At 59.0% G+C, this 23,785-nt stretch carries 21 protein-coding genes; 11 read left to right on the plus strand and 10 right to left on the minus strand.

Going from position 1 to position 23,785, the window contains the following annotated elements:
* Positions 1–103 precede the first annotated feature (103 nt).
* The 4 genes from H8B15_RS02080 to H8B15_RS02095 all read left to right on the plus strand — a co-directional run bounded on the left by H8B15_RS02080 (position 104) and on the right by H8B15_RS02095 (position 4,097).
* Positions 104–754, plus strand: coding sequence for a 7-carboxy-7-deazaguanine synthase QueE (locus tag H8B15_RS02080; protein WP_425489769.1), 651 nt, complete (start codon positions 104–106; stop codon positions 752–754).
* A gap of 34 nt (positions 755–788) precedes the next feature.
* Positions 789–2,735, plus strand: a complete 1,947-nt coding sequence (locus tag H8B15_RS02085) for an OmpA family protein (RefSeq protein WP_187317987.1) — start codon at positions 789–791, stop codon at positions 2,733–2,735.
* A 300-nt stretch (positions 2,736–3,035) separates the two neighbouring features.
* Entirely contained in the window at positions 3,036–3,407 is a 372-nt protein-coding gene (locus tag H8B15_RS02090; protein ID WP_187317988.1) for a hypothetical protein, read from the plus strand.
* A 327-nt stretch (positions 3,408–3,734) separates the two neighbouring features.
* Positions 3,735–4,097: a hypothetical protein gene (locus H8B15_RS02095; protein WP_187317989.1), complete on the plus strand. Its 363-nt coding sequence runs from the start codon at positions 3,735–3,737 to the stop codon at positions 4,095–4,097.
* A 92-nt stretch (positions 4,098–4,189) separates the two neighbouring features.
* Here the strand turns inward: H8B15_RS02095 and H8B15_RS02100 are convergent, their stop codons facing one another.
* Complete coding sequence (locus H8B15_RS02100; protein WP_187317990.1) at positions 4,190–5,479, minus strand: citrate synthase; 1,290 nt, start codon at positions 5,477–5,479, stop codon at positions 4,190–4,192.
* Positions 5,480–5,732: 253 nt separating this feature from the next.
* On the opposite strand from H8B15_RS02100, the gene H8B15_RS02105 reads away from it, so the two are divergent.
* Complete coding sequence (locus tag H8B15_RS02105) at positions 5,733–6,629, plus strand: aldo/keto reductase (protein WP_187317991.1); 897 nt, start codon at positions 5,733–5,735, stop codon at positions 6,627–6,629.
* 65 nt (positions 6,630–6,694) lie between these two features.
* Here H8B15_RS02105 and H8B15_RS02110 read toward each other — a convergent pair whose 3' ends face one another.
* Entirely contained in the window at positions 6,695–7,447 is a 753-nt protein-coding gene (locus H8B15_RS02110; RefSeq protein ID WP_187317992.1) for a DeoR/GlpR family DNA-binding transcription regulator, read from the minus strand.
* 279 nt (positions 7,448–7,726) lie between these two features.
* On the opposite strand from H8B15_RS02110, the gene H8B15_RS02115 reads away from it, so the two are divergent.
* The 3 genes from H8B15_RS02115 (at position 7,727) to H8B15_RS02125 (ending at position 11,719) form a co-directional block, all read left to right on the plus strand.
* On the plus strand, positions 7,727–9,346 hold the full coding sequence (locus tag H8B15_RS02115) for a glycerol-3-phosphate dehydrogenase/oxidase (protein ID WP_187317993.1): 1,620 nt from the start codon (positions 7,727–7,729) through the stop codon (positions 9,344–9,346).
* A 109-nt stretch (positions 9,347–9,455) separates the two neighbouring features.
* On the plus strand, positions 9,456–10,994 hold the full coding sequence (glpK, locus tag H8B15_RS02120) for a glycerol kinase GlpK (protein ID WP_187317994.1): 1,539 nt from the start codon (positions 9,456–9,458) through the stop codon (positions 10,992–10,994).
* Positions 10,991–11,719 carry an MIP/aquaporin family protein gene (locus tag H8B15_RS02125; protein ID WP_187317995.1) on the plus strand — a complete coding sequence of 243 codons (729 nt, stop codon included), beginning with the start codon at positions 10,991–10,993 and terminating at the stop codon, positions 11,717–11,719. The genes glpK and H8B15_RS02125 overlap by 4 nt, the downstream gene beginning before the upstream one ends.
* 170 nt (positions 11,720–11,889) lie before the next feature.
* Here H8B15_RS02125 and H8B15_RS02130 read toward each other — a convergent pair whose 3' ends face one another.
* The 4 genes from H8B15_RS02130 to H8B15_RS02145 form a co-directional block, all read right to left on the minus strand.
* Positions 11,890–12,825, minus strand: a complete 936-nt coding sequence (locus tag H8B15_RS02130) for an alpha/beta fold hydrolase (protein WP_187317996.1) — start codon at positions 12,823–12,825, stop codon at positions 11,890–11,892.
* A gap of 4 nt (positions 12,826–12,829) precedes the next feature.
* Positions 12,830–13,714 (minus strand): NmrA family NAD(P)-binding protein, encoded by an 885-nt coding sequence (locus H8B15_RS02135; RefSeq protein ID WP_187317997.1) that lies wholly within the window; start codon positions 13,712–13,714, stop codon positions 12,830–12,832.
* 248 nt (positions 13,715–13,962) lie between these two features.
* The gene (locus H8B15_RS02140) at positions 13,963–14,841 is read right to left on the minus strand and encodes a helix-turn-helix transcriptional regulator (RefSeq protein WP_187317998.1); all 879 of its coding nucleotides are present in this window, start codon (positions 14,839–14,841) and stop codon (positions 13,963–13,965) included.
* A 30-nt stretch (positions 14,842–14,871) separates the two neighbouring features.
* Positions 14,872–15,507, minus strand: coding sequence for a hypothetical protein (locus tag H8B15_RS02145; protein WP_187317999.1), 636 nt, complete (start codon positions 15,505–15,507; stop codon positions 14,872–14,874).
* A gap of 87 nt (positions 15,508–15,594) precedes the next feature.
* Here H8B15_RS02145 and H8B15_RS02150 point away from each other — a divergent pair, with 87 nt between their 5' ends.
* Positions 15,595–16,476: a hypothetical protein gene (locus H8B15_RS02150; RefSeq protein ID WP_187318000.1), complete on the plus strand. Its 882-nt coding sequence runs from the start codon at positions 15,595–15,597 to the stop codon at positions 16,474–16,476.
* A gap of 3 nt (positions 16,477–16,479) precedes the next feature.
* Here the strand turns inward: H8B15_RS02150 and mnmE are convergent, their stop codons facing one another.
* From mnmE to H8B15_RS02170, 4 genes are all read right to left on the minus strand, one after another.
* Positions 16,480–17,871 (minus strand): tRNA uridine-5-carboxymethylaminomethyl(34) synthesis GTPase MnmE, encoded by a 1,392-nt coding sequence (mnmE, locus tag H8B15_RS02155; RefSeq protein ID WP_187318001.1) that lies wholly within the window; start codon positions 17,869–17,871, stop codon positions 16,480–16,482.
* Between the two features lie 103 nt (positions 17,872–17,974).
* A complete protein-coding gene (locus H8B15_RS02160) occupies positions 17,975–18,634 on the minus strand; it encodes a metal-dependent transcriptional regulator (protein ID WP_187318002.1) in 660 nt (219 codons plus the stop codon).
* A 198-nt stretch (positions 18,635–18,832) separates the two neighbouring features.
* A complete protein-coding gene (locus H8B15_RS02165; protein ID WP_187318003.1) occupies positions 18,833–19,843 on the minus strand; it encodes a 3-oxoacyl-ACP synthase III family protein in 1,011 nt (336 codons plus the stop codon).
* A gap of 102 nt (positions 19,844–19,945) precedes the next feature.
* Positions 19,946–21,088: a glycosyltransferase family protein gene (locus H8B15_RS02170; RefSeq protein WP_187318004.1), complete on the minus strand. Its 1,143-nt coding sequence runs from the start codon at positions 21,086–21,088 to the stop codon at positions 19,946–19,948.
* A 198-nt stretch (positions 21,089–21,286) separates the two neighbouring features.
* Between H8B15_RS02170 and H8B15_RS02175 the strand changes: the two genes are divergently transcribed.
* Together H8B15_RS02175 and H8B15_RS02180 are read left to right on the plus strand one after the other, a co-directional pair.
* The gene (locus tag H8B15_RS02175) at positions 21,287–22,795 is read left to right on the plus strand and encodes a M28 family peptidase (protein ID WP_187318005.1); all 1,509 of its coding nucleotides are present in this window, start codon (positions 21,287–21,289) and stop codon (positions 22,793–22,795) included.
* A gap of 104 nt (positions 22,796–22,899) precedes the next feature.
* Positions 22,900–23,730 carry a 2,3,4,5-tetrahydropyridine-2,6-dicarboxylate N-succinyltransferase gene (locus tag H8B15_RS02180; RefSeq protein WP_187318006.1) on the plus strand — a complete coding sequence of 277 codons (831 nt, stop codon included), beginning with the start codon at positions 22,900–22,902 and terminating at the stop codon, positions 23,728–23,730.
* Positions 23,731–23,785 lie beyond the last annotated feature (55 nt).

The raw sequence follows: 23,785 nt of genomic DNA on the forward strand, positions 1-23,785 counted from the left end.
GAGCTTGAATAGTATCTTTAAAGTCGGGCTTTAGGCAGGGTTTTTGGGTGCCGTGGTACCCAGCGCCTTTCCTAAGGCCCGATTACCTTTTTTGCTGACTGTCTTGTTACACCAACTACCCGTTGCAACCGGCCCGGTGGCCGATAGCGTAGGGGCGGCCACGCTGCCCCTAATGGAGCATTTCTACACCATTCAGGGCGAAGGCTACAACACCGGCCGCGCTGCCTACTTCCTCCGCCTGGGCGGCTGCGACGTGGGCTGCGTGTGGTGCGACGTGAAGGAGTCTTGGGATGCCGAGGCGCACCCCCGCGTGGCCATTGCCGATATGGTAGCCGCCGTCACGTCCTACCCCGGCCGCAACGCTGTGATTACTGGCGGCGAGCCTCTTATGCACGACCTCACCCAGCTCACCAGCGCGCTGAAAGAAGCTGGCTGCCAGACTTGGATTGAAACTTCTGGCGCCTACCCACTCTCTGGTCAGTGGGACTGGATCTGCGTATCGCCCAAGAAATTTAAAGCGCCGCTACTTCAAGTACTGGCTGAGGCCCACGAGCTTAAAGTGGTAGTTTTCAATAAGTCGGATTTTAAGTGGGCTGAAGAGCACGCCGCGCAGGTAGGAGACAATTGCCGCTTGTACCTGCAACCCGAGTGGAGCAAAGCCGCCGCCATGACGCCTCTTATTATTGACTACGTGAAGGCCAATCCGCGCTGGCAGGTGTCGTTGCAAACGCATAAGTACCTCGATATTCCTTAGCCGATCTTCCTTCTGGCCTACCCTTTCTCCACCCATGCGCTTCTCCTTTCCTGCTTCATTGTTGGCGTTTGTGCTGGCGCTGCCTCTGTCAAGTTCTGCGCAGGTAACCTTGGCCACTACCAATACCAAAGCGCGCGGCCTGTGGGATAAGGCGCAGCAGCAAGCCAAAGCCCGCGATTTCGATAAGGCGCTGGAAACGCTGCAAGTGCTCAACGACAAGTTCCCTTCCTTGGGCGAGCCGTATGTGCTGCGCGGCTCTCTGTTGAAGGCCATGGGCGAAAACCAGGGCGCTTACGAAGCTTACCGCGACGGGTTGAGCAAGCTGCCAGTGGCTGCAGGACAAGCCAACAATTACTTCATGCTGGGCGAACTGGCCCTGAGCCTAGGCGATTATAAAACCGCAGCTGATGGCTATACCAAGTATCTGAAGGTAGGGCCGAAGGGCCAACGCAATACAACACGTGCGCAGCAGCAGTTGCTTAACTGCGAATTTGCGCTGAAGGCTATGGCCAACCCCACTGGCAAGCAGCCCGAGCGCCTTGGCGAGCCGCTGAATACCTTTTACTTTCAGTATTTCCCAGTATTAACGGCCGACAACCGCTTTTTGGTGTTCACGGCCCGGGCTAGCGCATCAGATGATAGTTTTGAGGATATCCTGATTTCAAAGCAGAGCAAGGATGGGGCGCTAAGTGAGCCGGTATCAATATCATCGGCTATCAATACGCCTTATAATGAGGGGGCAGCTACGATTTCCGGGGATGGCAAAACGCTGGTATTCACCTCCTGCGACCGGCCCGGCTCCGTGGGTTCCTGCGACTTATATATATCACGACGCACAGGCAACACCTGGAGTAAGCCTCAGAACATGGGCCGCAGCGTCAACTCGCCTTACTGGGACTCCCAGGCCTCGCTTTCGGCCGATGGACGCACCCTCTACTTCACCTCCGACCGACGCGGCGGCCTAGGCAAGGAAGACATTTATGTAACCACGCAGCAGGAAGACGGCACCTGGAGCCCCGCCCGCAACCTGGGCGCCCCTGTAAACACGCCAGGGCAGGATATGGCGCCGTTTATTCACGCCTCGGGTACCACGCTCTACTACGTGACCGATGGCCTGGTTGGCATGGGCGGCTTGGATGTATTCCGGAGCGCTGTGCAGCCTGATGGCAAATGGGGCGTACCGCAGAACTTGGGCTACCCACTCAATACCTTCGAAAACGAAGCGTCGCTGTTTATCTCTTCCGATAACCGTCGGGGCTTTTGCTCCCGCTCGCGCACCTCCGAGCCGGGCGTCACCAAAGTGCGCAACCGCCCGGTAGAGCTCTACAGCTTCGAAGTACCGCAGGCCGTGCAGGCACAGGAAACCAGCACCTACACGCAGGGTAGGGTGTTTGATGCCGTCACGAAAAAGCCACTGAAGGCCGACGTGCAGCTCTACGACATCAACACCGACCAGCTCACGCAGTACGTCACCTCCGACCCCGAACAGGGAGACTACACGGTGGTGCTGAACGAGGGTAGGCAGTACGCCATGTACGCCGTGGCCGACAAATACTTGATGAAGAGTCTGAGCTTCGACTACACTGATAAGCACAGCTTCGACCCGCTCACGCTCGATATCTACCTGGAGCCCGTGCGGGCCGGGCGCACTATTGTGCTCAATAACTTGTTTTTTGATACCAATAAGTACGAGCTAAAGCCTAAGTCGCGCACCGAGTTAAACCGGCTGATTCAGTTTATGCAGCAGTACCAAGAGGTTCAGGTGGAGATTTCCGGGCATACCGATGACGTAGGCGCCGATGCCGACAACATGGTGCTCTCGCAAAACCGCGCGAAGGCCGTATATAATTACCTGAGTGAACACGGCGTAAAGGCCAGCCGACTGCGCTTCAAAGGCTACGGTGAAACCCGTCCGCTGGTCGCCAATGATTCGGAGGCGCACCGTCAGCAAAACCGACGTATTGAGTTCCGGCTTTTATAGCCTGTCGTACATCATCCAACATCAAAGCCAATAGCATTCGCTATTGGCTTTTTTTATGATTGTAGTATTCCTTTTTTCGGCACTAAACAGCTGCCTGGGAATAAGTCTGTTATATAAGTTTAGTGCAAGTTATCAGTTATTTAAATACTACAAAATCTTTTTTAAGTTAAAGTTCTGTTGATACGTTTGTATCGTTCCGCAAGGCTTTTACCTCCCTGTAAATAGGATTTAGTCAGCCACGACACAACGGAACACACTAGTTGCAGTCATTAACTTTCCACTCTTCTATTTATCACGAGCATGAAAAAAGCATACCTGACCGCCTTCTTATTAGTAGGAATGTATTCGAGTAGTCTAGCTAAAGGCAACTATCAAGAGCCAGATGAAAAAGCCACCATCCAGCAGCGGGCAGTGGTACTTACGCGAGCTATGGCCACCAAAATGCGCCTTGATGAGGGGCAGTATTTAAAGCTCAAGCAACTGAACGTTCGGTGGCTTACGGAGATGGAAGCGCTTAAGCAGGAGGGTAGCGCCACTGTGTCGGCGCTAGATGAAAACGCTTCAGCTATGCAAGCGCAGTATGAGAGCGAGATGTTGGCTCTTCTATATCCCGCACAACAACAGATCTACCGCCACCTCGAAAATACCCGCATGGCTTTTCGCGCTGAGTAGCTTTTCGAAGCTGAAAGACAATAAATCTGCCTTCGCCTTTTTGCCGGTGCAATGCAATTATTCTTTCCTTCTGTTCCTCACGACTCAAAACTGAGTAATGCAAAAACAAATAGGAATGCAGCTTATGATTAGTTAAGTACTACTTAGTAGAAAAATATAATAAGGTTATGTTGCACTTTATTAATAAATAGTATTATATTCGATTATAATTATGTTTTGCCTCACTAGCCGGCTTGGGTATCGCCAATGCTACCGCTAGTTGACTTTTTCCATTGTCTTACTACTGTAACGCAGTTCATCTTTCCACCTTCTACCTCACTATCAACCATGAAAACGAAATCCTACCTTCTGCTCGCCGTATTCGCTCTGTTCAGCACAACTTCCGTAGTAGCCGGTGGTCCTGGCGATTCGCCGCTGGCTGCTCGCGCCAAGACCATGACCCAGCAGATTGCGGCTAAAACGCACCTCAACGAAGGCCAGTATCTAAAAGTGAAGCAGCTGAACCTACAAATGCTGACGGCTGTAGAGAGCCTGAAAAAGCAGCGCAGCCTAGACGCAGAAGCGGCTGACAAGCAGATGGCCGAAATCCAGGACCATTACGAGTGGGATTTGGCCGCCATCCTCTGGCCCCGCCAGATGGTTGCCTATAAGGAAGCCAAAGCGTCGATGACTGCCGTGAATTTACGTTAAGCGCCTGCTTATAGCTATAACCGTTACTTCGTAGAACACACGAAAAAAGCCCGCTGTAAAGCGGGCTTTTTGTATCAATGGGGTAGGGCAGCCTAACGTTGCTCGATGGCTACGTAGTCGCGCTCCCGCTCGCCCACGTAGATCTGGCGCGGACGGCCAATGGGCTCTTTGTTCTCGCGCATCTCTTTCCACTGAGCAATCCAGCCGGGTAGGCGGCCCAGAGCAAACAGCACCGTGAACATTTCCGACGGAATCCCCAGGGCTTTGTAGATAATGCCCGAGTAGAAGTCCACGTTCGGATAGAGCTTACGGTCAACGAAATACTGATCCGTGAGGGCGGCTTCTTCCAGCTCCTTAGCGATTTTGAGCAGGGGGCTATTGGTCACACCCAGTTCCTGCAATACCTCGTCGGCGGCTTTCTTGATGATCTTGGCGCGCGGGTCGAAGTTCTTGTACACGCGGTGGCCGAAGCCCATCAGGCGGAAGGGGTCTTCCTTGTCTTTGGCCTTGGCAATGAACTTGCTGGTGTCGCCACCATCGCGCTCAATAGCTTCCAGCATCTCAATCACCTCCTGGTTGGCGCCGCCGTGCAGCGGACCCCACAGAGCGTTGATGCCGGCCGAAACCGAACCGTAGAGCGAGGCGTTGGACGAGCCTACCAGGCGCACGGTAGAGGTAGAGCAGTTCTGCTCGTGGTCGGCGTGCAGGATGAGCAGCTTGTTGAGGGCACGCGCCACTACGGGGTTCACCTCGTACTTCTCGGTGGGGTAGCCAAACATCATATACAGGAAGTTGGCGCAGTAGTCGAGGTCGTTGCGGGGGTAGCTGAGCGGGTGCCCAATGGAGTTTTTATACGTCCAGGCCGCAATGGTTGGCATCTTGGCCAGCAGGCGCACAATGGTCAGGTCTACCTGCTCGGCTGTCTGGTTGGGATTGATGCTCTCGGGGTAGAAGCCAGTCAGCGCGCACGTGATGCTGCTGAGGATGGCCATGGGGTGCGTGCTGCTAGGGAAACCGGAGAAGATCTTGCGGATATCTTCGTGCACCAGCGTGTGCTTGGTAACGCGGTTGCTGAATGCATCTAGCTCGCTCTGGGTGGGTAGGGAGCCATAAATCAGCAGGTAGGCAACTTCCAGAAAGCTAGACTGCTCAGCCAATTGCTCGATAGGGTAGCCCCGGTAGCGCAGAATGCCTTCCTCGCCGTCGAGGAATGTGATGGCGCTCTTGGTGGCGCCGGTGTTCTTATAACCCGGATCAATCGTGACGTAGCCGGTTTGGTCGCGGAGCTTGGCAATATCAATTGCTTTTTCGTGCTCAGTGCCTTCAATAGTGGGGAAAGAAAATGATTTTCCTTCGAGAATAATCTCAGCAGACTCTGCCATAAGTAGTGGTTAGAGGTGGGTTCCGGGGCGAAGCTAAAGAATTACCGGTAAGCAGGAAAGATTAGCGGCCAATTGTCTGCTATACTACAAACACAGACGTTGTGTTGTTCAGGCAGAAAGCAAAGGAAAACTAAACCAGAAAGAGAAGCAGTAGTAAGGAGCACCATCTGATGCTCTGTTACTGGTGTCGCGCCGATTAAATTAGGCGTAACGCCAGGGTGCCAACCTGCGTCTCTACTACGAAACACCGCGCATGAAATACAACCAACTCGGAAAATCCGACTTGCAAGCCAGCGAAATCAGCTACGGCTGCATGTCTTTGCAAGACGACCACGCCGCCAACGCCCGCCTGCTGCACCAGGCCTTCGACCAGGGCATCAACTACTTTGATACCGCCGACCTCTACCAAAAGGGTGAAAATGAAATCTCGGTCGGTAAAGCTTTTAAAGGGCGGCGCTCCAACGTGCTGCTAGCCACGAAAGTCGGCAACCAGCTGCTGCCCGACGGTAGCACCGCCTGGAATGCCAGCAAAGCCTACATCCTACAGGCCGTAGAGCAAAGCCTGCGCCGCCTGCAAACCGACTACATAGACCTTTACCAACTCCACGGCGGTACCCTCGACGACCCCATCGACGATACCATTGCAGCCTTCGAGCAGCTGCAACAAGAAGGAAAAATCCGTTACTACGGCATTTCGTCTATTCGCCCCAACGTCATCCGTGAGTACATGCAGCGGTCTACTATGGTGAGCGTGATGACCCAATACAGCCTCCTCGACCGTCGGCCGGAAGAGGAAACCCTGAAGCTGCTACACGAGCATTCTATTAGTGTGCTGGTGCGCGGCAGCTACGCGCAGGGGCTGCTATTGGGGAAGCCCGCGAAAGAGTACCTGGGGTATTCGGCGGAAGAAGTAAGCGGTATGGCCGCTGCCGTGCGCACCACAGCCGACGAACTGCACGCAGCACCGGCGCAAGTAGCTGCGCGGTTTGTATTGGATACGCCGGGAGTAGCCTCGGCTGTTGTGGGCATCCGAACGGCGGAGCAGTTGGCAGAGGCGCTACGCATAGAAGCGTTTGCCAGCCTACCCAGCCAAGCACGGCAAACGCTGGAGCTGGTGCTAAAAAGCAAGCAATACGAGCAGCACCGATAAACGAGTATCCCCATCAGGGCCTGAAGCTCTGATGGGGATACTTCTTTTTGGTTGCTTTAGATTGTCTACACCACGGTTAGCAGGATACCTTGCTCTTCCAGCCGCTTGGCGTCGTGGTGGGAAATGCCGGCGTCGGTGATGATGCGATGTACCTGGTCGAGGCCGCAGATACGGCCGAAGCCGCGCCGGCCGAATTTGGAGGAGTCGGCCAGCACGATGGTTTCCTGCGCCGCCCGAATCATCTGTTGGTTCAAGTGGGCTTCGCCCATGTTGGTGGTGGTCAGGCCAAAATCCAGGTCGATGCCGTCGATACCCAGAAACAGCTTGCTGCACGAGGTGTCGGCCAGCACCTGCTCAGCGTAGGGCCCCGTAACGGACGACGAACTGTGGCGCAGGTAGCCGCCCAGCTGCAATACCTCTATTTCGGGGTGGCGCAGCAGCTCCAGACCCACGTTCAGGGCCGAGGTGATGACGGTGAGCGGCAGCTGGGCGGGTAGGGCGCGGGCCAGGGCCAGCATCGTCGTGCCCGAGGCAATAATAATGGACTCCTGCGCCTCAATCAGCCGGGCTGCCGCCGCTACAATGGCCGTTTTTTCGGTCACGTTCAGCAACTCCTTCTCGTTTACGGGCCGGTCCTTGATGTAGGGACTCTCCAACGCCGCGCCACCATGGGTGCGAAATAATAGGCCTTTCTCTTCAAGTAGTTTCAAATCCTTACGGATTGTCACGGCCGACACGTTCAGCACCTCGCACAGCGCGGGTACCTCTACGTGCTTATGCTCTTGCAACTGTTGCAAGATGAGCTGGTGCCTTTTCATGCTAGGGTTCATCAAGGGTAAATGTACCCAATTTCAACAGAGCGGACACGGACCAATAGCTTTCTAAGTATTTCGTTTTGCTTTTTCTAATAGGGTAGGAACTCAACAGCTAAACGGTGTGAAATGGACTACGAGACAGAGTGCGGTGAGAAAAGGAAGCCAAACAATTGAGTAAGCTATTCTTACTCAATAGAAAATACAAAGTAGAAAACTTTCGCTTTTGTATTTCGTTTAGTTTCTTTGTGTGATAATCAAATGATAAAAGAAACTAAACGAAATATGGGTGAGCAAGCCATCGGGTCTACCTTCCAGCGGGCAGCCCTCTTACAGCAGCTAACGAGCCAGCCTACCTGGGACCTGATTGTGATTGGGGGGGGCGCCACAGGCTTAGGTGTAGCCCTCGATGGCATTAGCCGCGGCTACAAAACGCTACTGCTAGAACAGGTAGACTACGCCAAAGGCACCAGCAGCCGCAGCACCAAGCTGGTGCACGGAGGCGTGCGCTACCTGGCCCAGGGCGATATTGGACTGGTGCGCGAGGCACTGTATGAGCGGGGTCTGCTATTGAAAAACGCGCCTCACCTAGTGAAAAATCAGGATTTTATCATTCCAAACTATGAATGGTGGGACGGGCCGTTTTACACCATCGGCCTGACGATGTACGATCTGCTGGCCGGCAAACTCAGCTTGGGCGCCTCCAAACACCTCAACAAGAAAGAAACTATCCGGCGCCTGGGCAATATCAAAGCCGACGGCCTACGGGGCGGCGTGCTCTACCACGACGGGCAGTTTGACGATGCCCGCCTGGCCGTGAATCTGGCCCAGACAGCCATCGAAAAGGGTGGCACGCTGCTCAATTATTTCGAAGTGCGTAACCTACTGAAAAACGAGCACGAAGAAGTGGCCGGCGTGGTAGCAACCGACCTGGAAACTAGCAAAACCTACCACCTGCGGGCCAAGGCCGTAGTGAATGCCACGGGCATCTTTGTGGATGAGATTCTGCAAATGGACCAGCCCGGCGCCAAAAAGCTAGTGCGCCCCAGTCAGGGCGTGCATATTGTGCTCGATAAGTCCTTTCTACCCGGCGACGATGCCCTGATGATTCCGAAGACCGACGACGGCCGCGTGCTGTTTGCGGTGCCGTGGCACGGCCGCGTGGTGCTGGGCACCACCGACACGCCCCTGAACGAGTACAGCCAGGAGCCCCAGGCCCTGGAACAAGAAATCGACTTTATCCTGCGCACCGCTGCCCGCTACCTCACGCGGGCACCCAAACGGAGCGATGCCCTGAGCATTTTTGCGGGGTTGCGGCCCTTAGCCGCGCCGCAAGATGGCTCAGAGAAAACCAAGGAAATTTCGCGCAGCCACAAGATTCTGGTGTCCAAGGCGGGGCTGATTACCATCACGGGCGGCAAGTGGACCACCTACCGCCGTATGGGTCAGGATACGGTGGACAAGGCCATTGACCTGGGCAAGCTCCCTAAGGCCGAAAGCCAAACGGCGCACCTGTCCATTCACGGCGCCCTGCCTACCCCCGACCGTAGCAACCACCTCTACGTGTATGGCTCTGACCAGCCCGCCCTGCAACAGTTGATTGCGACCGAACCGGAGTTAGGCGAAAAGCTGGACCCTACCCTGGAGTTTGTGCAGGCTGAGGTGGTGTGGGCCGCCCGCTACGAGCTGGCCCGCACCGTGGAAGACGTGTTGGCCCGCCGCGTGCGGGTGCTGTTTCTGGATGCGCAGGCCGCTATCCGGATGGCGCCGACGGTAGCCGCCCTGCTAGCCCGCGAGTTGGGGCACGATGCGCAGTGGGAGCAGCAGCAGGTAGCGTCGTTCTGCAAGGTGGCGCAACACTACGTGCTCCAGGACCAGCCCCAACTAGCAATGGGAAAAGCTTAAGGGCTTTTTCTTTCTTCCGAACTGCAAACGATTTCGGGCTAAAAGTGCTACTTAGCGAACCAAACCAACCTTTCGTCCTTCTCGATACGCTCTCCTTTTGTTATCCTTCATGCAGCAGTATATCTTGTCGCTCGACCAAGGAACGACCAGCTCCCGCGCTATTCTCTTCGACCAACAGGGCCAGATCGTCTCGCAAGCCCAAAAAGAATTCACGCAGATTTTTCCGCAGCCGGGCTGGGTAGAGCACGACCCGCTGGAAATCTGGTCGACGCAGGCGGGGGTAGCGGCTGAGGCGACGGTGAAGGCCGGGCAAAACGGCAAGAGCATTGCCGCCATCGGCATCACCAACCAGCGCGAGACGGTGGTGGTCTGGAACCGCCACACCGGCAGGCCCGTGTACAACGCCATTGTGTGGCAGGACCGCCGCACAGCCGAATACTGCGATGAGCTGCACGCCCAGGGTAGGGAAGACCTGATTAGATCAAAAACCGGCCTGCTCCTCGACGCCTACTTCTCGGCCAGCAAAGTGCGCTGGATTCTGGAGAACGTGGAAGGCGCCCGCCAGCAGGCCGAGGCCGGCGAGCTGGCCTTCGGTACTGTGGATAGCTGGCTGATTTGGAATTTCACGCAGGGCGAGCTGCACATCACCGACGTGACCAACGCCTCGCGCACCATGCTGTTCAACATTCACTCCTTGGAGTGGGACGACGAGCTGCTGACCTTGTTCGACATTCCTCGCAGCATGCTGCCCGAAGTGCGGCAGTCGAGCGAGGTGTACGGCGAAACCAAGACCACCATTTTTGCCTCCAAAATTCCGATTGCCGGTATTGCTGGCGACCAGCAAGCCGCCCTGTTTGGGCAGCTGTGCTGCGAGCCGGGCATGGTGAAAAGCACCTACGGCACCGGCTGTTTCATGCTGATGAACATCGGCACCGAACCCAAAGCCTCGCAGCACAACCTGCTGACTACCGTGGCCTGGCAGCTGAACGGACAGGTGCAGTATGCGCTGGAGGGTAGCATTTTTATTGCCGGCGCCGTGGTGCAGTGGCTGCGCGACAACCTGGGCATCATCAAAACCTCGGCCGAGGTAGAGCAGCTGGCCCGGCAAGTGAGCAGCACCGAGGGCGTGTACTTCGTGCCGGCCTTTGCCGGGCTGGGCGCACCCTACTGGGACCCGTATGCGCGGGGCGTTATCTTCGGGATGAGCCGGGCCACAAAAGCGGCCCACGTGGCGCGGGCCGCCGTAGAGTCCATTGCCTACCAAACTATGGATGTGTTGCATGCTATGCAGGCCGATGCGGAACTTCCTATAACTGAGCTGCGCGTGGATGGCGGCGCCACCGCCAACAAGCTGCTGACGCAGTTTCTGGCCGATGTGCTGAACACGAAAGTGGTGCGCCCCCACATGGCCGAAACCACGGCCCTGGGCGCCGCCTACTTGGCCGGCCTGGCCGTGGGCTACTGGCCGAGCGTAGACGACATCAAAGCCCTCAACCAAGCCGATACCGCGTACACGCCCCGTCCCGACCGCGCTAGCATCGAAGACGGCATAGCCCACTGGAACCGGGCCGTGCAGGCGCTGCAAACGTGGTCGGAGGGTAGGCCGACGGCGAAATCAGAAGCTACACCAGCAACCGCCGCCCCATGAGCCCTTTCGCAGCAGAGTTCGTAGGTACTGCCGTGCTGATTCTGCTCGGCAACGGGGTGGTGGCCAACGTGGTGCTGAACGACACCAAGGGCCATAACAGCGGCTGGATGGTAATCAGCACGGCCTGGGCGCTGGCCGTGTTTGTGGGGGTAGTCATTGCCGGGCCAGTGAGTGGCGCCCACCTCAACCCAGCCGTGACGCTGGGGCTGGCCGTGGCGGGTAAGTTTGCCTGGGCGCTGGTGCTGCCCTACCTTGGGGCGCAACTGCTGGGGGCCTTCGTGGGCAGCGCGCTGGTGTGGGTGATGTACAAAGACCACTTCGACCGCACGCCCGACCCGCTGGCTAAACTAGCGGTATTTGCCACCGGCCCGGCCATCCGCAACCACGTTAGTAACCTGTTCAGCGAAGTTCTGGGCACCCTGGTGCTGGTTCTGACGGTGTTCTACATTGTGGGCGGCGAAATCACGCCTACCCGCACGCCCATTGGGCTAGGGTCGGTAGGGGCGCTACCGGTGGCGCTGCTGGTGTGGGTCATTGGGTTGGGGCTGGGTGGCACCACCGGCTACGCCATCAACCCCGCCCGCGACCTGGGGCCGCGCCTGGCGCACGCCCTGCTGCCCATCACGGGCAAAGGCGCCAGCGAGTGGTCCTATGCCTGGATTCCGGTGGTAGGGCCGCTGATTGGGGCGGTGCTGGCCGCCGGACTGTATAGATGGTTGGGGTAGGCGGTAGCTGCTACTAGCAGAAAGATGTAGAGACGCATCCTTGCGTCTCTACACCGATTTTTTATAGCATTTTGGCGCAGTACCGGCTTGCCGCTGCTGCGTGCGGTAAAGGCGCAGTCTTCACGTCGTATCAGATATGAATTAGGCTGCGCTGAATGCGCACCAGTAGTTTATTCAGCGGGTTGTAGGAAACGCAACACGGCGTCTAGCACCTGCGCGGGCTTCTCTTCGAACATATAATGGCCGCTGTCCAGAATACCCATCACCTCGACATTTTCGGCCATATACGGTAAGCTCATCTGTAAGTAGTTGAACGACACGCAGCTTCCAATGCCTAGCACTGGCATGGATAGGCGCTCGTAGGTGTTGGCGTCGGCAATGTCCTGGTTCAGCGCCTGATACCACGCCGTAGCTGCCCGGATGTTCTCGGGCTGATTGTACACGGCCGCGTACACCTCCCGGTCAAAATCTGACATTGTGGACTCATCCAGCATCACGTAGCGAAATAGGTAGTCCAGCAGGTACCGGAAACGCCCGGCCAACAGCTTCTCGGGCAGTTCCTTCACCTGGTTGAAGGCCATCCACCAGACGTAAGGCTGGTCCGCGTCCATCTTGTCGGTGAAGGCGCCGGGGGGCGGTAGCAGCGGCATGTGTCGCATGCCTTCGCTGGGGTGGGCGCCGTCGGCCAGAATCAGCTTTTCCGTAGCCTGCGGGTAGTTGAAACCGAAGCTGCTGGCCACCATACCCCCAATGTCGTGACCAAGCAGGGAGGCTTTTTCGATGTTCAGGTGGCGCAGCAGGGCGTAGATGTCCTGGGCCATCGTCTTTTTGTCGTAGCCGGTGGCGGGCTTCTCGGAGCTGCCCATGCCGCGAATATCCACGATGATAACCCGGTAGTGTTGGGCCAGGTCGGCGGCAATGGGGTGGTAGGAATACCAGGTTTGCGGCCAGCCCGGCAGGCAAACGAGGGCCGGACCGCTACCGCCCTCCACATAATGGAGCCGCACCCCGTTCACGGTTGCGTAGTGATTGGTGAAGCCGGGCAAGCACTGAATCAGGGCCTCGTCGGAATAGACGCCCAGGGTAGAAGATGGGGTAGGTTGCATGAGCTTAGACGGTTAGGATGGAGAGGGCAGAAGTCCAGGTGAGGCCGGGGTAGCGGGAATTATCCAGAGGCTGATTTTGCACGCTGAACATGCTAAGCAGGTACTGCATCTGCTGCCAGTCGGCGTAGAGCTGCTGCTCGCCGGCGGGGTTGGCTTGGCGTGCGTGCGCAATGGCCGCAGCTAAGTCGGCGCGGGAGCCTAACCGCGTCAAGGCAAAATCTCCCCGACCAGCCTGCCGGGCCAGCTTCACCAACTCGCGGGGACTGGGCTGAAAGCTAGCGATGCGCAGGTAGCGGGGCGTGGCCGGGTCGAGGGCAGCGGCGGCCGTGAAAGCGGCCGTGTCATCCATGGTCGTGAAATCGATGCGCCAGTCGGCATCTTCCCAGTAGCCTACCTGCTGCTGCCGAAAGTCGAGCAAGGGAATGTTGTAGGTCAGCACCTCGGCGAAAGCGCCGTTGAGAATAGACGTAGCAGCAATAGGCGCCTGGTCGAGGCGGGCCCGAAACGCCCGCCGCAGGTCGAAGTTTCGGTTGGTGCCGGGTGCCTGCTGAGTGTAGTCGCTGCAAAAATCAGACGGGATAAAACGCGGCACGCCGGCGGCTACGGCTGCCCGAAGCAGCTGGGTTTGCGCCTCCACAATCACCTCGTGCAAACCCGCCAGCACCGACACCACACAGCTGGCCCCGGCGCAGGCCTGGGTTAGGGTAGGGAGGTCCGCAAAATCGACGCGGCGTACGTCGACACCTTGCTGTATGAGGTGGGCAATTTTATCGGGGTTGGTTTCGGGGCGCACCAGCGCCCGCACTGTAGCGTTGCGTTGCCGCAGGGCCCGCACAAGGCGGCCACCAAGCTCGCCGGTCGCGCCGGCTACTACCAGTAATGGCTTCATGGGAAAGAGAAATGAGGAAGAAACGGCCGCTATGCCGCGGCTACTTTTACTACCTCAAAGGTCCCCCAGACTTGCCTGCGCCCGTGCCCGATTCTTGCGCTTTACTTATGTATTCTTGCGCTTGTTCTTGGTGCTAAGGTAGAGACACAACAGCTTGTGTCTCGTCGTTGCTGACGTTGTTCAACATACCTAACGTCGTCGTTCAACGACGAGACACAAGCTGTTGTGTCTCTACCTTAAACCATCCTTTACCCCTGCTGAAACGCGCGCGGACTCTGTCCCGTGGCCCGCTTGAAGGCCGCCGCGAAATGTGCCGGTGAGGCAAAGCCCAGCGCATCGCCAATAGCCGCCACAGGTAGCTCGCCGGCCCGCAGCAAGGTGCGCGCCCGCCGGATTTTCCAGTCTAGCACATAGTGGTAGGGCGAGCGGCCAGTAGTGTGCTTGAAGCGGCGAGCGAAGTGAAAAACGCTCAAATTAGCCAGATCAGCTAACGCTTCCAGTGTGATAGGAGCCTCGGCGTGCGCCTCCAGGTACGCGTCGATGCGGGCGAGCACCGTTGTGGGTAGCTGGCCCTGGGTGCGCCCCGGCAAGCGGCGCTCAAAAGTGGCGTGGTGCTCAATCAGGTGGTAGCTGAGCGTCGTCACCAGCGACTCACTGTACAGCTGGCCTAGCGTATGCGTTCGGCCGGCAGCTGCCAGCAATTGCTGCCCTAGCTGCGCCAGTAGCCCATCCTCGCTGCGAAACCGCTCGCGCAGGGTAAAATAAGCTAGGTCCAGGTCGCGGCGGGCGCGGGTTTCCAGGGCCTGCGCATCGAGGTGCACGTGAATGATGTCGGCGGGGCCATCCCACCCAAGCGGCCCGTATTCGCCCTGCGGGTACAGGCCTATATCACCTTTGTAAAAGCGGTCGACCTCCACGCGCCCACCCGTGCGACGGCTGGATACTACCGGCTGCTCGCCCTGATGCACGAGGAGTAGGTGCTGCTCGTGGTAGTGCGCCGGTAGGGCCATGGCATCCAACTGATAACGCTCCAATCGTACGCCTGGCCATTCGAGCGCCTGGGTGCTTGCCAGGGCCGGACGATTGTACAGCTCGGAGGTGTAGACGTGAGTAGTGAAAGCGGCCATAAGGAATTAGGTGCGGCGGGTAGCTGCTGCCTACCCCAACGCGTAAGGAAAACCAATACTTTGCAAATCGGTTTCCAGCTGCGGCCAGTCTTCCAGTTCGCTATTGATAGCCAGGGCAGTAGCTTTCGTGAGCGGTTCGTGGCGGTATACAACCGCCACAGCATCGGGGTCGATGGGCTGGCGGTCGGTTTCGTCGAGGTAATATTCGGTGGCCCAGTCGGTATAAGTGTCGGGCTGCTGATCGAAGATGAACAGCAGTTCGTCGGAGCCGTCGTCTTCGTCCTCTACCACGCCGGTTTGCCAGCCGTGCGCGGGCGTGTACCACAGGCAAAACGTGGTGCCAATGGAATTGACCGGCTCGCCAAACATAAACTCCTCGAAGGCATCGGGTAGGCCACGGGTTATCTGGGCTTTGTCGGGCTGGTCGTATTCAGCCAGAAACCCATTAATAACGCACCCTTCCGGCCGAAACAGCACCAGCATTTGGTCCCCTTCGCCATCGGCCATTTCAAACAGCTCCTCGCTATCATCCCACGCCGGGTTGTAGGTGTAGTATCGGTACTCAGGCTCCGGCGAGTTCACGGCATCCAGCGCCGCTAGCGACTGGCACAGACGGCGCAGGGCGTCTGCGGCGGGTAGGGCGGTAGGGTTTTGGGTGGAAAGCATATGTAGGCGCAATGTGTGATAAAAGGGTCAATGGAAAGCGGTAGAATGAGGCCGGGTAGGGTATCTTGGGGCTCACCTCGTTTTCAAATGCAAGTATACTCTTATTGGGCACGCGCCACCCTCGATTGCGCCGACGCGGCGGGTTTGCCCTACCACCTCACGGCCTACGCCGGTAGCGACAACAGCGAAGCAGCGGCTAAACAGGCCGTTGCGCAACTCCTGCATACGCGCCACGCCCGCCTGCTGGCCAACCAGGCGCTGGCCGAATATCCTACGGGCAGCGCGCCGCTCCGGGAAGAGCTGCTACAGCGCCTACACAACAAGCAGGGCGAGATGATAGGCGCCCTCACGCGTAATCACTACGGAAGCATCGTGCTGAATACGCTGGCCGTGATGTTTCTGGATATAGATGCGGTGGATTTACGGGAGCGAATCTATCCAACATTGCCACCGCTCAGCGTATCCGAATTCTTCCGACGGCTTTTCAGTCCGCCACCTGCACCGGTATACCGCGACTTGGACGAGTCGCTGCAACTGCGACTCACGGCCTGGCTGCACCAGCATCCCAACTGGAATTTTCGGGTGTACCGCACCCGGCTGGGGTTTCGGCTGCTGGTCACCCATCAGCTCCTAACGCCCGATACCGCCGCCGCACAAGCCGTTTTCACCGCGTTTCGTACCGATGCTACCTACGTGCGCCTGTGTCAGAAACAGCACTGCTACCGCGCCCGGCTCAGCCCGAAGCCCTGGCGCATAGGGTGGCAGCGTCCCTGGTTGGTGTTTCCCTACGATACGCCAGCGGAGCAGCAGGAGCAACGAGCGTGGGAACAAGCGTATGCCGACCGTAGCGCCGCCTACTCCGTGTGTGCATGGGTAGGCGATTATGGAAGCGGCCACGTGTGCCCAGACGCAGCACAACTGATTGAGCTGCACGATGCCGCCTGCCTGGGCGGCCGGCCACTGGCGTAAGCGCTACTTCCCGATGCAGAACTGGGTGAAGATGCTGGTCAGCAAATCATCCGACGAAATCTCACCAGTGATTTCGCCCAGCGCGGCCAAGGCCTGGCGCAGGTCGGCGGCCACCAACTCGGTGCCGGCGCCGGTGGCCAGGCCTACCAGCACCGCATCGAGGGCGGCGATGGTGGCCTCCAGGCTGCGGGCGTGGCGCAGGTTGGTCACGATGGTGCTGCTGCCGGTGCGGTCGAGGCCGGCCCCGCGCACGTGTTCCAGCAGGGCGGCTTGCAGCTCGTCGAGGCCGTCGCCGCGGGAGGCGGCAATAAGCACGGTATCGGGGCGGAAGCTAAAAGTGCTGATTTCGTCGTCGGAAGCTACGTCCAGCTTGTTGCCCACGGCCACTACCGGCACGCCGGCGGGTAGGCGCAGGTCTTCAATCTCTGCTTCAAGCTGCGCGGGCGAAGTGCTCGTAATATCAAATAGATATAACACCACGGCCGCTTGCAGCACGCGCTGCCGGGTGCGCTCTACCCCAATGGATTCCACCACGTCGGTGGTGTCGCGCAGGCCGGCCGTATCCACAAAGCGAAACCGGATGCCATCGATGCTTACCTCGTCCTCAATCAGGTCGCGGGTGGTGCCGGCAATGGCCGACACGATGGCACGCTCCTCGTGCAGCAGCGCATTCAGCAGGGTAGACTTGCCCGCGTTGGGCCGGCCGGCAATAACGGTGGTTACGCCGTTTTTGATGACGTTGCCCAGCTCAAAGGAGCGCAGCAGCTTGCGCACTAGCGCCTGCACTTCCTGGCTGAGCGCCACCAAACCGGTGCGGTCGGCAAACTCCACGTCTTCTTCGCCGAAGTCCAGCTCCAGCTCCAGCAGCGAGGCAAACTGCACCAGCCGCGCCCGCAGGTCGCGCAGCTCGCGCGAGAAGCCGCCGCGCATCTGCTGCATGGCTACCTGGTGCGAGAGGGCCGAGTCGGCCGCAATGAGGTCGGCTACGGCTTCGGCCTGAGCCAGATCGAGGGCCCCGCGCAGGAAAGCGCGTTTGGTGAACTCGCCGGGCTCGGCCAGCCGGGCGCCGCAGCGCACCAGCAGCATCAGCAATTGCTGCACAATGTAGTTGGAGCCGTGGCAGCTGATTTCCACCACGTCCTCGCGAGTATAAGAGCGCGGCCCCCGAAACAGCGACACTACCACCTCATCAATAATCCTACCCTCGTCGCGAATGGTGCCATAGTGCATCGTGTGGCCGCGCTGGTCGGCCAGCTGATGGCCGTGAAACACCAGATCCATAATGCCAATGGCCGACGGGCCAGACAGGCGCAGCACCGCAATAGCGCCCGCGCCCGGCGGCGTGGATAGGGCAATGATGGTATCAGAAAGAGCAGGAGGTAGGAAAGCAGCCACGGAGAAAAATCTAAGCGAATTCGGTCATAAAAATACGGAGGCTACCTTAACACGGATTGCGCCGCCAGCGTGCCGTACAACGGGGCAGAACAGCACTTGGCGCCTATTGGGTTACCAGTAAATTGCGGCTTACCTCCGCCGAAATCAAGGCTTTTTGCTGCTGATTTACTCTGATTTCAAGTGAGTTATCGAAGTCTACCTTGTCCAGTACTTCAAGCGTTGCACCCAGGCTTAATCCTACCTTGTCGAGGTAGCGCAGGAAGGCGGGTGAGGTATCTTTTACGGCTATTACGGTGCCGTGCTCGCCAGGCGTGAGGTCGGCTACCAGGCGGCTGCGGGGGCGCTGCACGGCGCCGTCCTCACTCGGAATCGGGTCGCCGTGGGGGTCGAGTTGGGGGAAGCCTAGAAACTCATCAAGTCGCCGCAGCAGCAGCGGTGACTGCAAGTGTTCCATTTCCTCGGCCACCTCGTGCACCTCGTCCCAATTGAAACCCAGCGTTTGCACCAGAAACACCTCCCACAGCCGGTGCCGCCGAATGGTGAGCAGGGCCACCTGCCTACCCTCGCGGGTGAGGGTAGCGCCCCGGTAGCGCTGGTAATCCAGCAACCCTTTCTCGCCGAGGCGGCGCAGCATATCCGTCACCGAGGCCGCCCGCGTTTGCAGCGCCTCCGCAATGCGGTTGGTACTGACTTCCACGCCGGGCTCGGCCTCAGAGAGCTTGTAGATGGCTTTTAGGTAGTTTTCCTCGGTGTAGCTAGGCAAGTGGTGAAATTGTGAGTTTGTGAAATTGTGAGTTTTCGTGCTGTTGTTTTAAGTGGTTTATCATCCCTACCCGCCTGTCATCCTGAGCCTGCGAAGGACCTTATGCCAGTTGAACGAGTCGATGGTACGTTAGTCGTTCAACTGGCATAAGGTCCTTCGCAGGCTCAGGATGACAGGCGATTCAGAATAACAACTGTCCTACCACTTAATCAAAGCAGAAGCCCACGTAAAGCCTGAGCCAAAGGCGGCCAGGCATACCAAGTCGCCGCGCTTCACTTTGCCTTCCTGCACGGCTTCGCTCAAGGCAATCGGGATAGAAGCGGCAGTGGTATTGCCGTAACGCTGAATGTTGCTGAAGATTTTATCGTCCGTGAGGCCCATTTTCTGCTGCACGTACTGCGTGATGCGCAGGTTGGCCTGGTGCGGAATCAGCATATCGATATCGGCGGGTTGCATGCCGTTTTGGTCAAGGGCTTCTTTGATGACCTGCGGAAAGCGCACCACGGCGTGCTTGAATACGTTTTGGCCGTTCATGTAGGGATACATATCCGGCTCGTGGGCAATGGCGTAATCCACGCGGCCCTCGCGGTTGGAGCCGGGCTCTTTCACAATCAGCTCCTCGGCGTGCTCGCCCTGGGAGTGCAGGTGCGTGCTGAGAATACCGTGGCCCTCGCGGGTGCTGGGGCGCAGCACCACGGCGCCGGCGCCGTCGCCAAAAATCACCGAAACCGCCCGGCCCCGCGTCGATTTATCGAGCCCCGAGGAGTGGATTTCGGAGCCGACTACCAGCACCGTGTCGTACATGCCGGTCTTGATGAACTGGTCGGCCATGGAGAGCGAGTAGATGAAGCCCGAGCATTGGTTGCGCACGTCGAAGGCGGGGGTGGCGTCCTTCATGCCCAGCTCGCGCTGCAACAGCACGCCGGAGCCAGGGAAAAAGTAGTCGGGCGAGAGGGTAGCAAACACGATGAGCTGCACGTCGTCGGGGGTGAGGCCGGCGGCTTCCAAGGCCCGGCGGGCAGCTTTGGCGCCCATGTTGGCGGTGGTGTCTACGCCTTCCGTAAACCAGCGTCGCTCTTTGATACCCGTGCGCTCCTGAATCCAGGCGTCGGTAGTTTCCATGAGCTGTTCAATGTCGGCATTAGACACCACGCGCTCGGGCACGTAGTGGCCAGTGCCGGCAATTTCGGAATAACGGAGAGTAGCCATATGGGGTAAAATGTTGGGGTGGGCAGTAAGATGGGAAAAAGAACGGTCGAAGGTAGAAAAAACGCCGCCCTCGTTTCTCAAACGGGGCGCAAAGGTCGGCAGTTACCCGGTAGCATCCACCACGGCCCACCATTTTGCGGCTTCGGTGGCCCAGAAAACCTCCTTCGGAATGCCTTTCGGATAGAAGCGAGTCCGGCGCAGTGCCTCCGCCAGCTGCTCCGCGGGCGGCTGCGCGAAGTCGGGGCACGGCAGGGCAGCCCCGTAGGCGTGGGCTGCGGTCAGCCACAGCGCATTGTTGGGCAGCAGCATGGGTAGGCCCTGCGCCGCGTACTCAAACAGCTTGGTAGGTAGGCAGCGCCAGGTGCTGGGGTGAGGCCGATAGGGCAGTAGGCCCAGGTGGCTCTGCCCAATCACCCGCACCACCTCGCGGTGCGGCACCAGCCGGTCGCCGCCGATGAGGGTGAGGGCGTCGGGCGCGGCGGCCATAGCCTGTTGCAGACGATGCAGCACCTCGGGCTGGTGGCAGAAGCCAATGATGGTGAGCCGCGCCGTGGGCCACACTCGTCGGAACGCGTGGGTGAAAGCAATGGCGTCGAACACCCCGTTCAGTTCCGAGATAGTGCCCGAGTACAGCAGCTCCAGCGGGGCGGGGGGTAGGGGGAGGATGTGGGTAGGCGCGGGCAGCAGCTCGCCGGGCGGGGGCTGATACTTGTTTTCCAGCACCACCGTGCGGGTCGGTTCGGCAAAGGGCAGTTCCTCAGCGTAGCTGCGCTCGGCCAGCACCAGGGCCGTCGCCCGCCGCGCCGCTGCCGTTTCAATGCCTCGCACCAACCGGGCCAGCAGCTGCCGCAGCACTCGGGGGTAGACCTGCTGGGTCAGGATATTGAGGGCGTAATTTTCCCGCACATCATATATGTAGTGGCGGTTCCTACCCTGGCTGCACCACAGCAGCGTGAGGGGTAGCAGCTCCGGCGCGTGCACCACCACCAGCTGCGGCTGCACCCGCTGCAACAGCCGCCAATAGCGCCATTGCGCTGCTAGACGATGCCAGCTCAGGCGCGAACCAGCCAGCAGCTCGTGGGTATGCAGGTTGGCTGGCGCATCGGGCGGATGCGGGGCGCGGCGGCCGGCCACGTGCACCTGCACCCCAGGCCGTTCGGCCAGCGTGCGGCCAAACTTGCCGAACATGCGGGTGTCGTCGAGCGGCTTGAGAACGGAGGCGAGTAGGAACGTGGTAGGCGGCATCGGTGGGGCTAAAGATGCTGATTTTGAAATTGTCCGAACCACGGATTCGCTCGGATTTGTCGGATGACACGGATTTTTGTGGGCGAGGGGTCTTCGCTGCGGTCTGTCATCCGACAAATCCGAGCGAATCCGTGGTTCAGACTCATTTCTTTTGCCTATCATAGCCTTCCGCATCTACTTACCTATTCTCTCCTCCGCATGAACATCACGCACAAAGCGGCCCTCGGCGGCCTGTTGTTAGGCCTCACGCTTATGGCCCCGCAGACGGCCTTCGCCCAAAAGAAAAACCGCCAGACAACCACCAAAGCCCCCAAAGCCGAAACTGCCATCCGCGAGGCCGACATCAAGCGTGACCTATACGTGCTGGCCGACGACAAGTACCGGGGTAGGGAAGGCGGCACCCTCGACGAGCTGCGCGCCTCCGCCTGGATAGCCGAGCAGATACGCGCCATTGGCCTGGAGCCGGCCGGCGACGACGGTACGTATTTTCAGTTTTTTTCGCTTCAGCGCACCCGGCTCACGCCCGGCAGTACGCTGCGTATCGGCTCGCACCAGCTCAAGCCCAACCATGATGCCGTGATTGTGGCGCCCACCAACGCCAGCATCACGGCCCCATTGGTCTTTGTGGGCACCGCCACGCCGGCTGAGGTAGGGAAGGTGGATGTGAAGGGCAAAGTTGTGGCCTTGCAGATTTCCGGGGCGCCCACCGACGGCATCAGCTACCGGCGCTACCTGTTTGCCAAGCTGCGCGATCAGGCCACCGAGCTAACCAAGGCCGGCGCCGTGGCCGTGGTGTTTGTATCGGACGACAAGGCGCAGGCCATCTATGATCATTGGAGCCACATCTTCGAGCGGGGCCGCTACGGTCTGCCCGGCGACGCCAGCGTGAAGATTCCGGCCGACCAGGCGCCCGTGGTGTGGCTGCCGGCCGACGCCCTCAGCTGGGTGCGGCAGGCCGGTCAGCAGTTCAGCACCGAGCTGAAGGTGGAAACCTTCGCCTACCCCTCGGTGAACATCGTGGCCAAGATGCCCGGCACCGACGCGCAATTGAAAAAGGAATACGTGCTCTTCAGCACCCACCAGGACCACGATGGCGCCCGCGCCCCCGTGCAGGGCGACTCCATCTACAACGGTGCCGACGACAACGCCACCGGCTGCGCGGCGTTGCTGGCCATTATGCGGGCCTTCAAGCAGCAGCCGGCGCGGCGCTCGGCGTTGTTTGTGTACCACGGGGCCGAGGAGCGCGGCTTGCTGGGTTCGCGCTACTACTCGGCCAACCCTACCGTGCCGCAAGAGTCCATTGTGGCCGTGCTGAACGCCGAGATGATGGGCCGCAACGACCCCGACAGCGCCGCGCTGCTGGGCTCCACACCGCCCCACCGCAACTCCCAGGACTTGGTCGATATAGCCCTGGCCGCCAACCAGGCCGGCCCCAAGTTCAAGCTCGATACCGAGTGGGACAAGCCCACCCATCCCGAGGGCTGGTACTTCCGCTCCGACCACCTGCCCTACGCCCGTCTGGGCATTCCGGCCGTGATGTATACCTCCCTGCTGCACGTGGACTACCACACGCCCAAGGACGAAGCCAGCCGCATCGATTACGCCAAGCTCACCAAAATGACGCAGTGGATGTACCTCACCGGCTGGCAGGTAGCCAACCGCGACCAGCGCCCAGCGCGGGAAGCGGGCTTCAAATTGGAGCGGTAGGAAGCTTATCGGCAGCTATGTTCCGAATGTTTTCCGGTCGGGTATTGGGAACATAGCCGTCGCTGGCGCTAGTTTTACCGCTCATTCCGTTTTCAAAAATTGATATGAATACTTCCGAACTGCAAAATATCATTGAAGCCGCATGGGCCGACCGCAGCCTGTTGCAGCAAGCCGCCACTACCGACGCCATCCACGCTGTGATTGAGGAGCTGGACAAAGGCCGCCTGCGTGTGGCCCAGCCCATGGAGGGCAAAGACGGCGAGTGGCAGGTAAACGACTGGGTGAAGAAGGCCGTGATTCTGTACTTCCCCATTCAGCAGATGGAAACCATCGAGCTGACGCCCTTCGAGTACCGCGACAAAATGCGCCTCAAAACCGACTACGCCGGCCAGGGCGTGCGCGTAGTGCCGCCCGCCACGGCCCGCTACGGCGCCTATCTGGCTCCCGGCGTGATTCTGATGCCCAGCTATACCAACATCGGTGCCTGGGTAGGTGAGGGCACGATGGTAGATACCTGGGCTACCGTGGGCTCGTGCGCGCAGATTGGTGCGGGCGTGCACCTGAGCGGCGGCGTGGGCATCGGCGGCGTGCTGGAGCCCGTGCAGGCGGCCCCGGTTATTGTGGAAGACGGCGCCTTCATCGGCTCGCGCAGCATTCTAGTAGAAGGCTGCCACATCGGCAAGGAAGCCGTTATCGGCGCGGGCGTTACCATCACCGGCAGCACCAAAATCATCGATGTGACCGGCCCCGAGCCCAAGGAATACAAAGGCATGGTGCCGGCCCGCTCGGTGGTCATTCCCGGTTCCTACACCAAGCAGTTCCCGGCCGGCGAGTTTCAGGTGCCCTGCGCCCTCATCATCGGCCAGCGCAAGCCCAGCACCGACCTCAAAACGTCGCTCAACGACGCCCTGCGCGAGCACAACGTGGCCGTCTAAATCACGGATTCGCTCGGATTCGCTCGGATTTCACGGATTTTGTAGACGATTTTAC

The sequence above is a fragment of the Hymenobacter citatus genome (assembly GCF_014333615.1).
Lineage (GTDB): Bacteria > Bacteroidota > Bacteroidia > Cytophagales > Hymenobacteraceae > Hymenobacter > Hymenobacter citatus.

Bases quoted from the DNA above. Each gene is read 5' to 3' on its own strand.
- H8B15_RS02135 (WP_187317997.1), bottom strand. From the start codon at position 13,714: ATGAAGCCATTACTGGTAGTAGCCGGCGCGACCGGCGAGCTTGGTGGC.
- H8B15_RS02110 (WP_187317992.1), bottom strand. From the start codon at position 7,447: ATGAAAAGGCACCAGCTCATCTTGCAACAGTTGCAAGAGCATAAGCAC.
- H8B15_RS02180 (WP_187318006.1), top strand. From the start codon at position 22,900: ATGAATACTTCCGAACTGCAAAATATCATTGAAGCCGCATGGGCCGAC.
- H8B15_RS02175 (WP_187318005.1), top strand. From the start codon at position 21,287: ATGAACATCACGCACAAAGCGGCCCTCGGCGGCCTGTTGTTAGGCCTC.
- glpK (WP_187317994.1), top strand. From the start codon at position 9,456: ATGCAGCAGTATATCTTGTCGCTCGACCAAGGAACGACCAGCTCCCGC.
- H8B15_RS02170 (WP_187318004.1), bottom strand. From the start codon at position 21,088: ATGCCGCCTACCACGTTCCTACTCGCCTCCGTTCTCAAGCCGCTCGAC.
- H8B15_RS02130 (WP_187317996.1), bottom strand. From the start codon at position 12,825: ATGCAACCTACCCCATCTTCTACCCTGGGCGTCTATTCCGACGAGGCC.
- H8B15_RS02090 (WP_187317988.1), top strand. From the start codon at position 3,036: ATGAAAAAAGCATACCTGACCGCCTTCTTATTAGTAGGAATGTATTCG.
- H8B15_RS02145 (WP_187317999.1), bottom strand. From the start codon at position 15,507: ATGCTTTCCACCCAAAACCCTACCGCCCTACCCGCCGCAGACGCCCTG.
- H8B15_RS02105 (WP_187317991.1), top strand. From the start codon at position 5,733: ATGAAATACAACCAACTCGGAAAATCCGACTTGCAAGCCAGCGAAATC.
- H8B15_RS02115 (WP_187317993.1), top strand. From the start codon at position 7,727: ATGGGTGAGCAAGCCATCGGGTCTACCTTCCAGCGGGCAGCCCTCTTA.
- H8B15_RS02165 (WP_187318003.1), bottom strand. From the start codon at position 19,843: ATGGCTACTCTCCGTTATTCCGAAATTGCCGGCACTGGCCACTACGTG.
- H8B15_RS02140 (WP_187317998.1), bottom strand. From the start codon at position 14,841: ATGGCCGCTTTCACTACTCACGTCTACACCTCCGAGCTGTACAATCGT.
- H8B15_RS02085 (WP_187317987.1), top strand. From the start codon at position 789: ATGCGCTTCTCCTTTCCTGCTTCATTGTTGGCGTTTGTGCTGGCGCTG.
- H8B15_RS02095 (WP_187317989.1), top strand. From the start codon at position 3,735: ATGAAAACGAAATCCTACCTTCTGCTCGCCGTATTCGCTCTGTTCAGC.
- H8B15_RS02100 (WP_187317990.1), bottom strand. From the start codon at position 5,479: ATGGCAGAGTCTGCTGAGATTATTCTCGAAGGAAAATCATTTTCTTTC.
- H8B15_RS02125 (WP_187317995.1), top strand. From the start codon at position 10,991: ATGAGCCCTTTCGCAGCAGAGTTCGTAGGTACTGCCGTGCTGATTCTG.
- H8B15_RS02150 (WP_187318000.1), top strand. From the start codon at position 15,595: ATGCAAGTATACTCTTATTGGGCACGCGCCACCCTCGATTGCGCCGAC.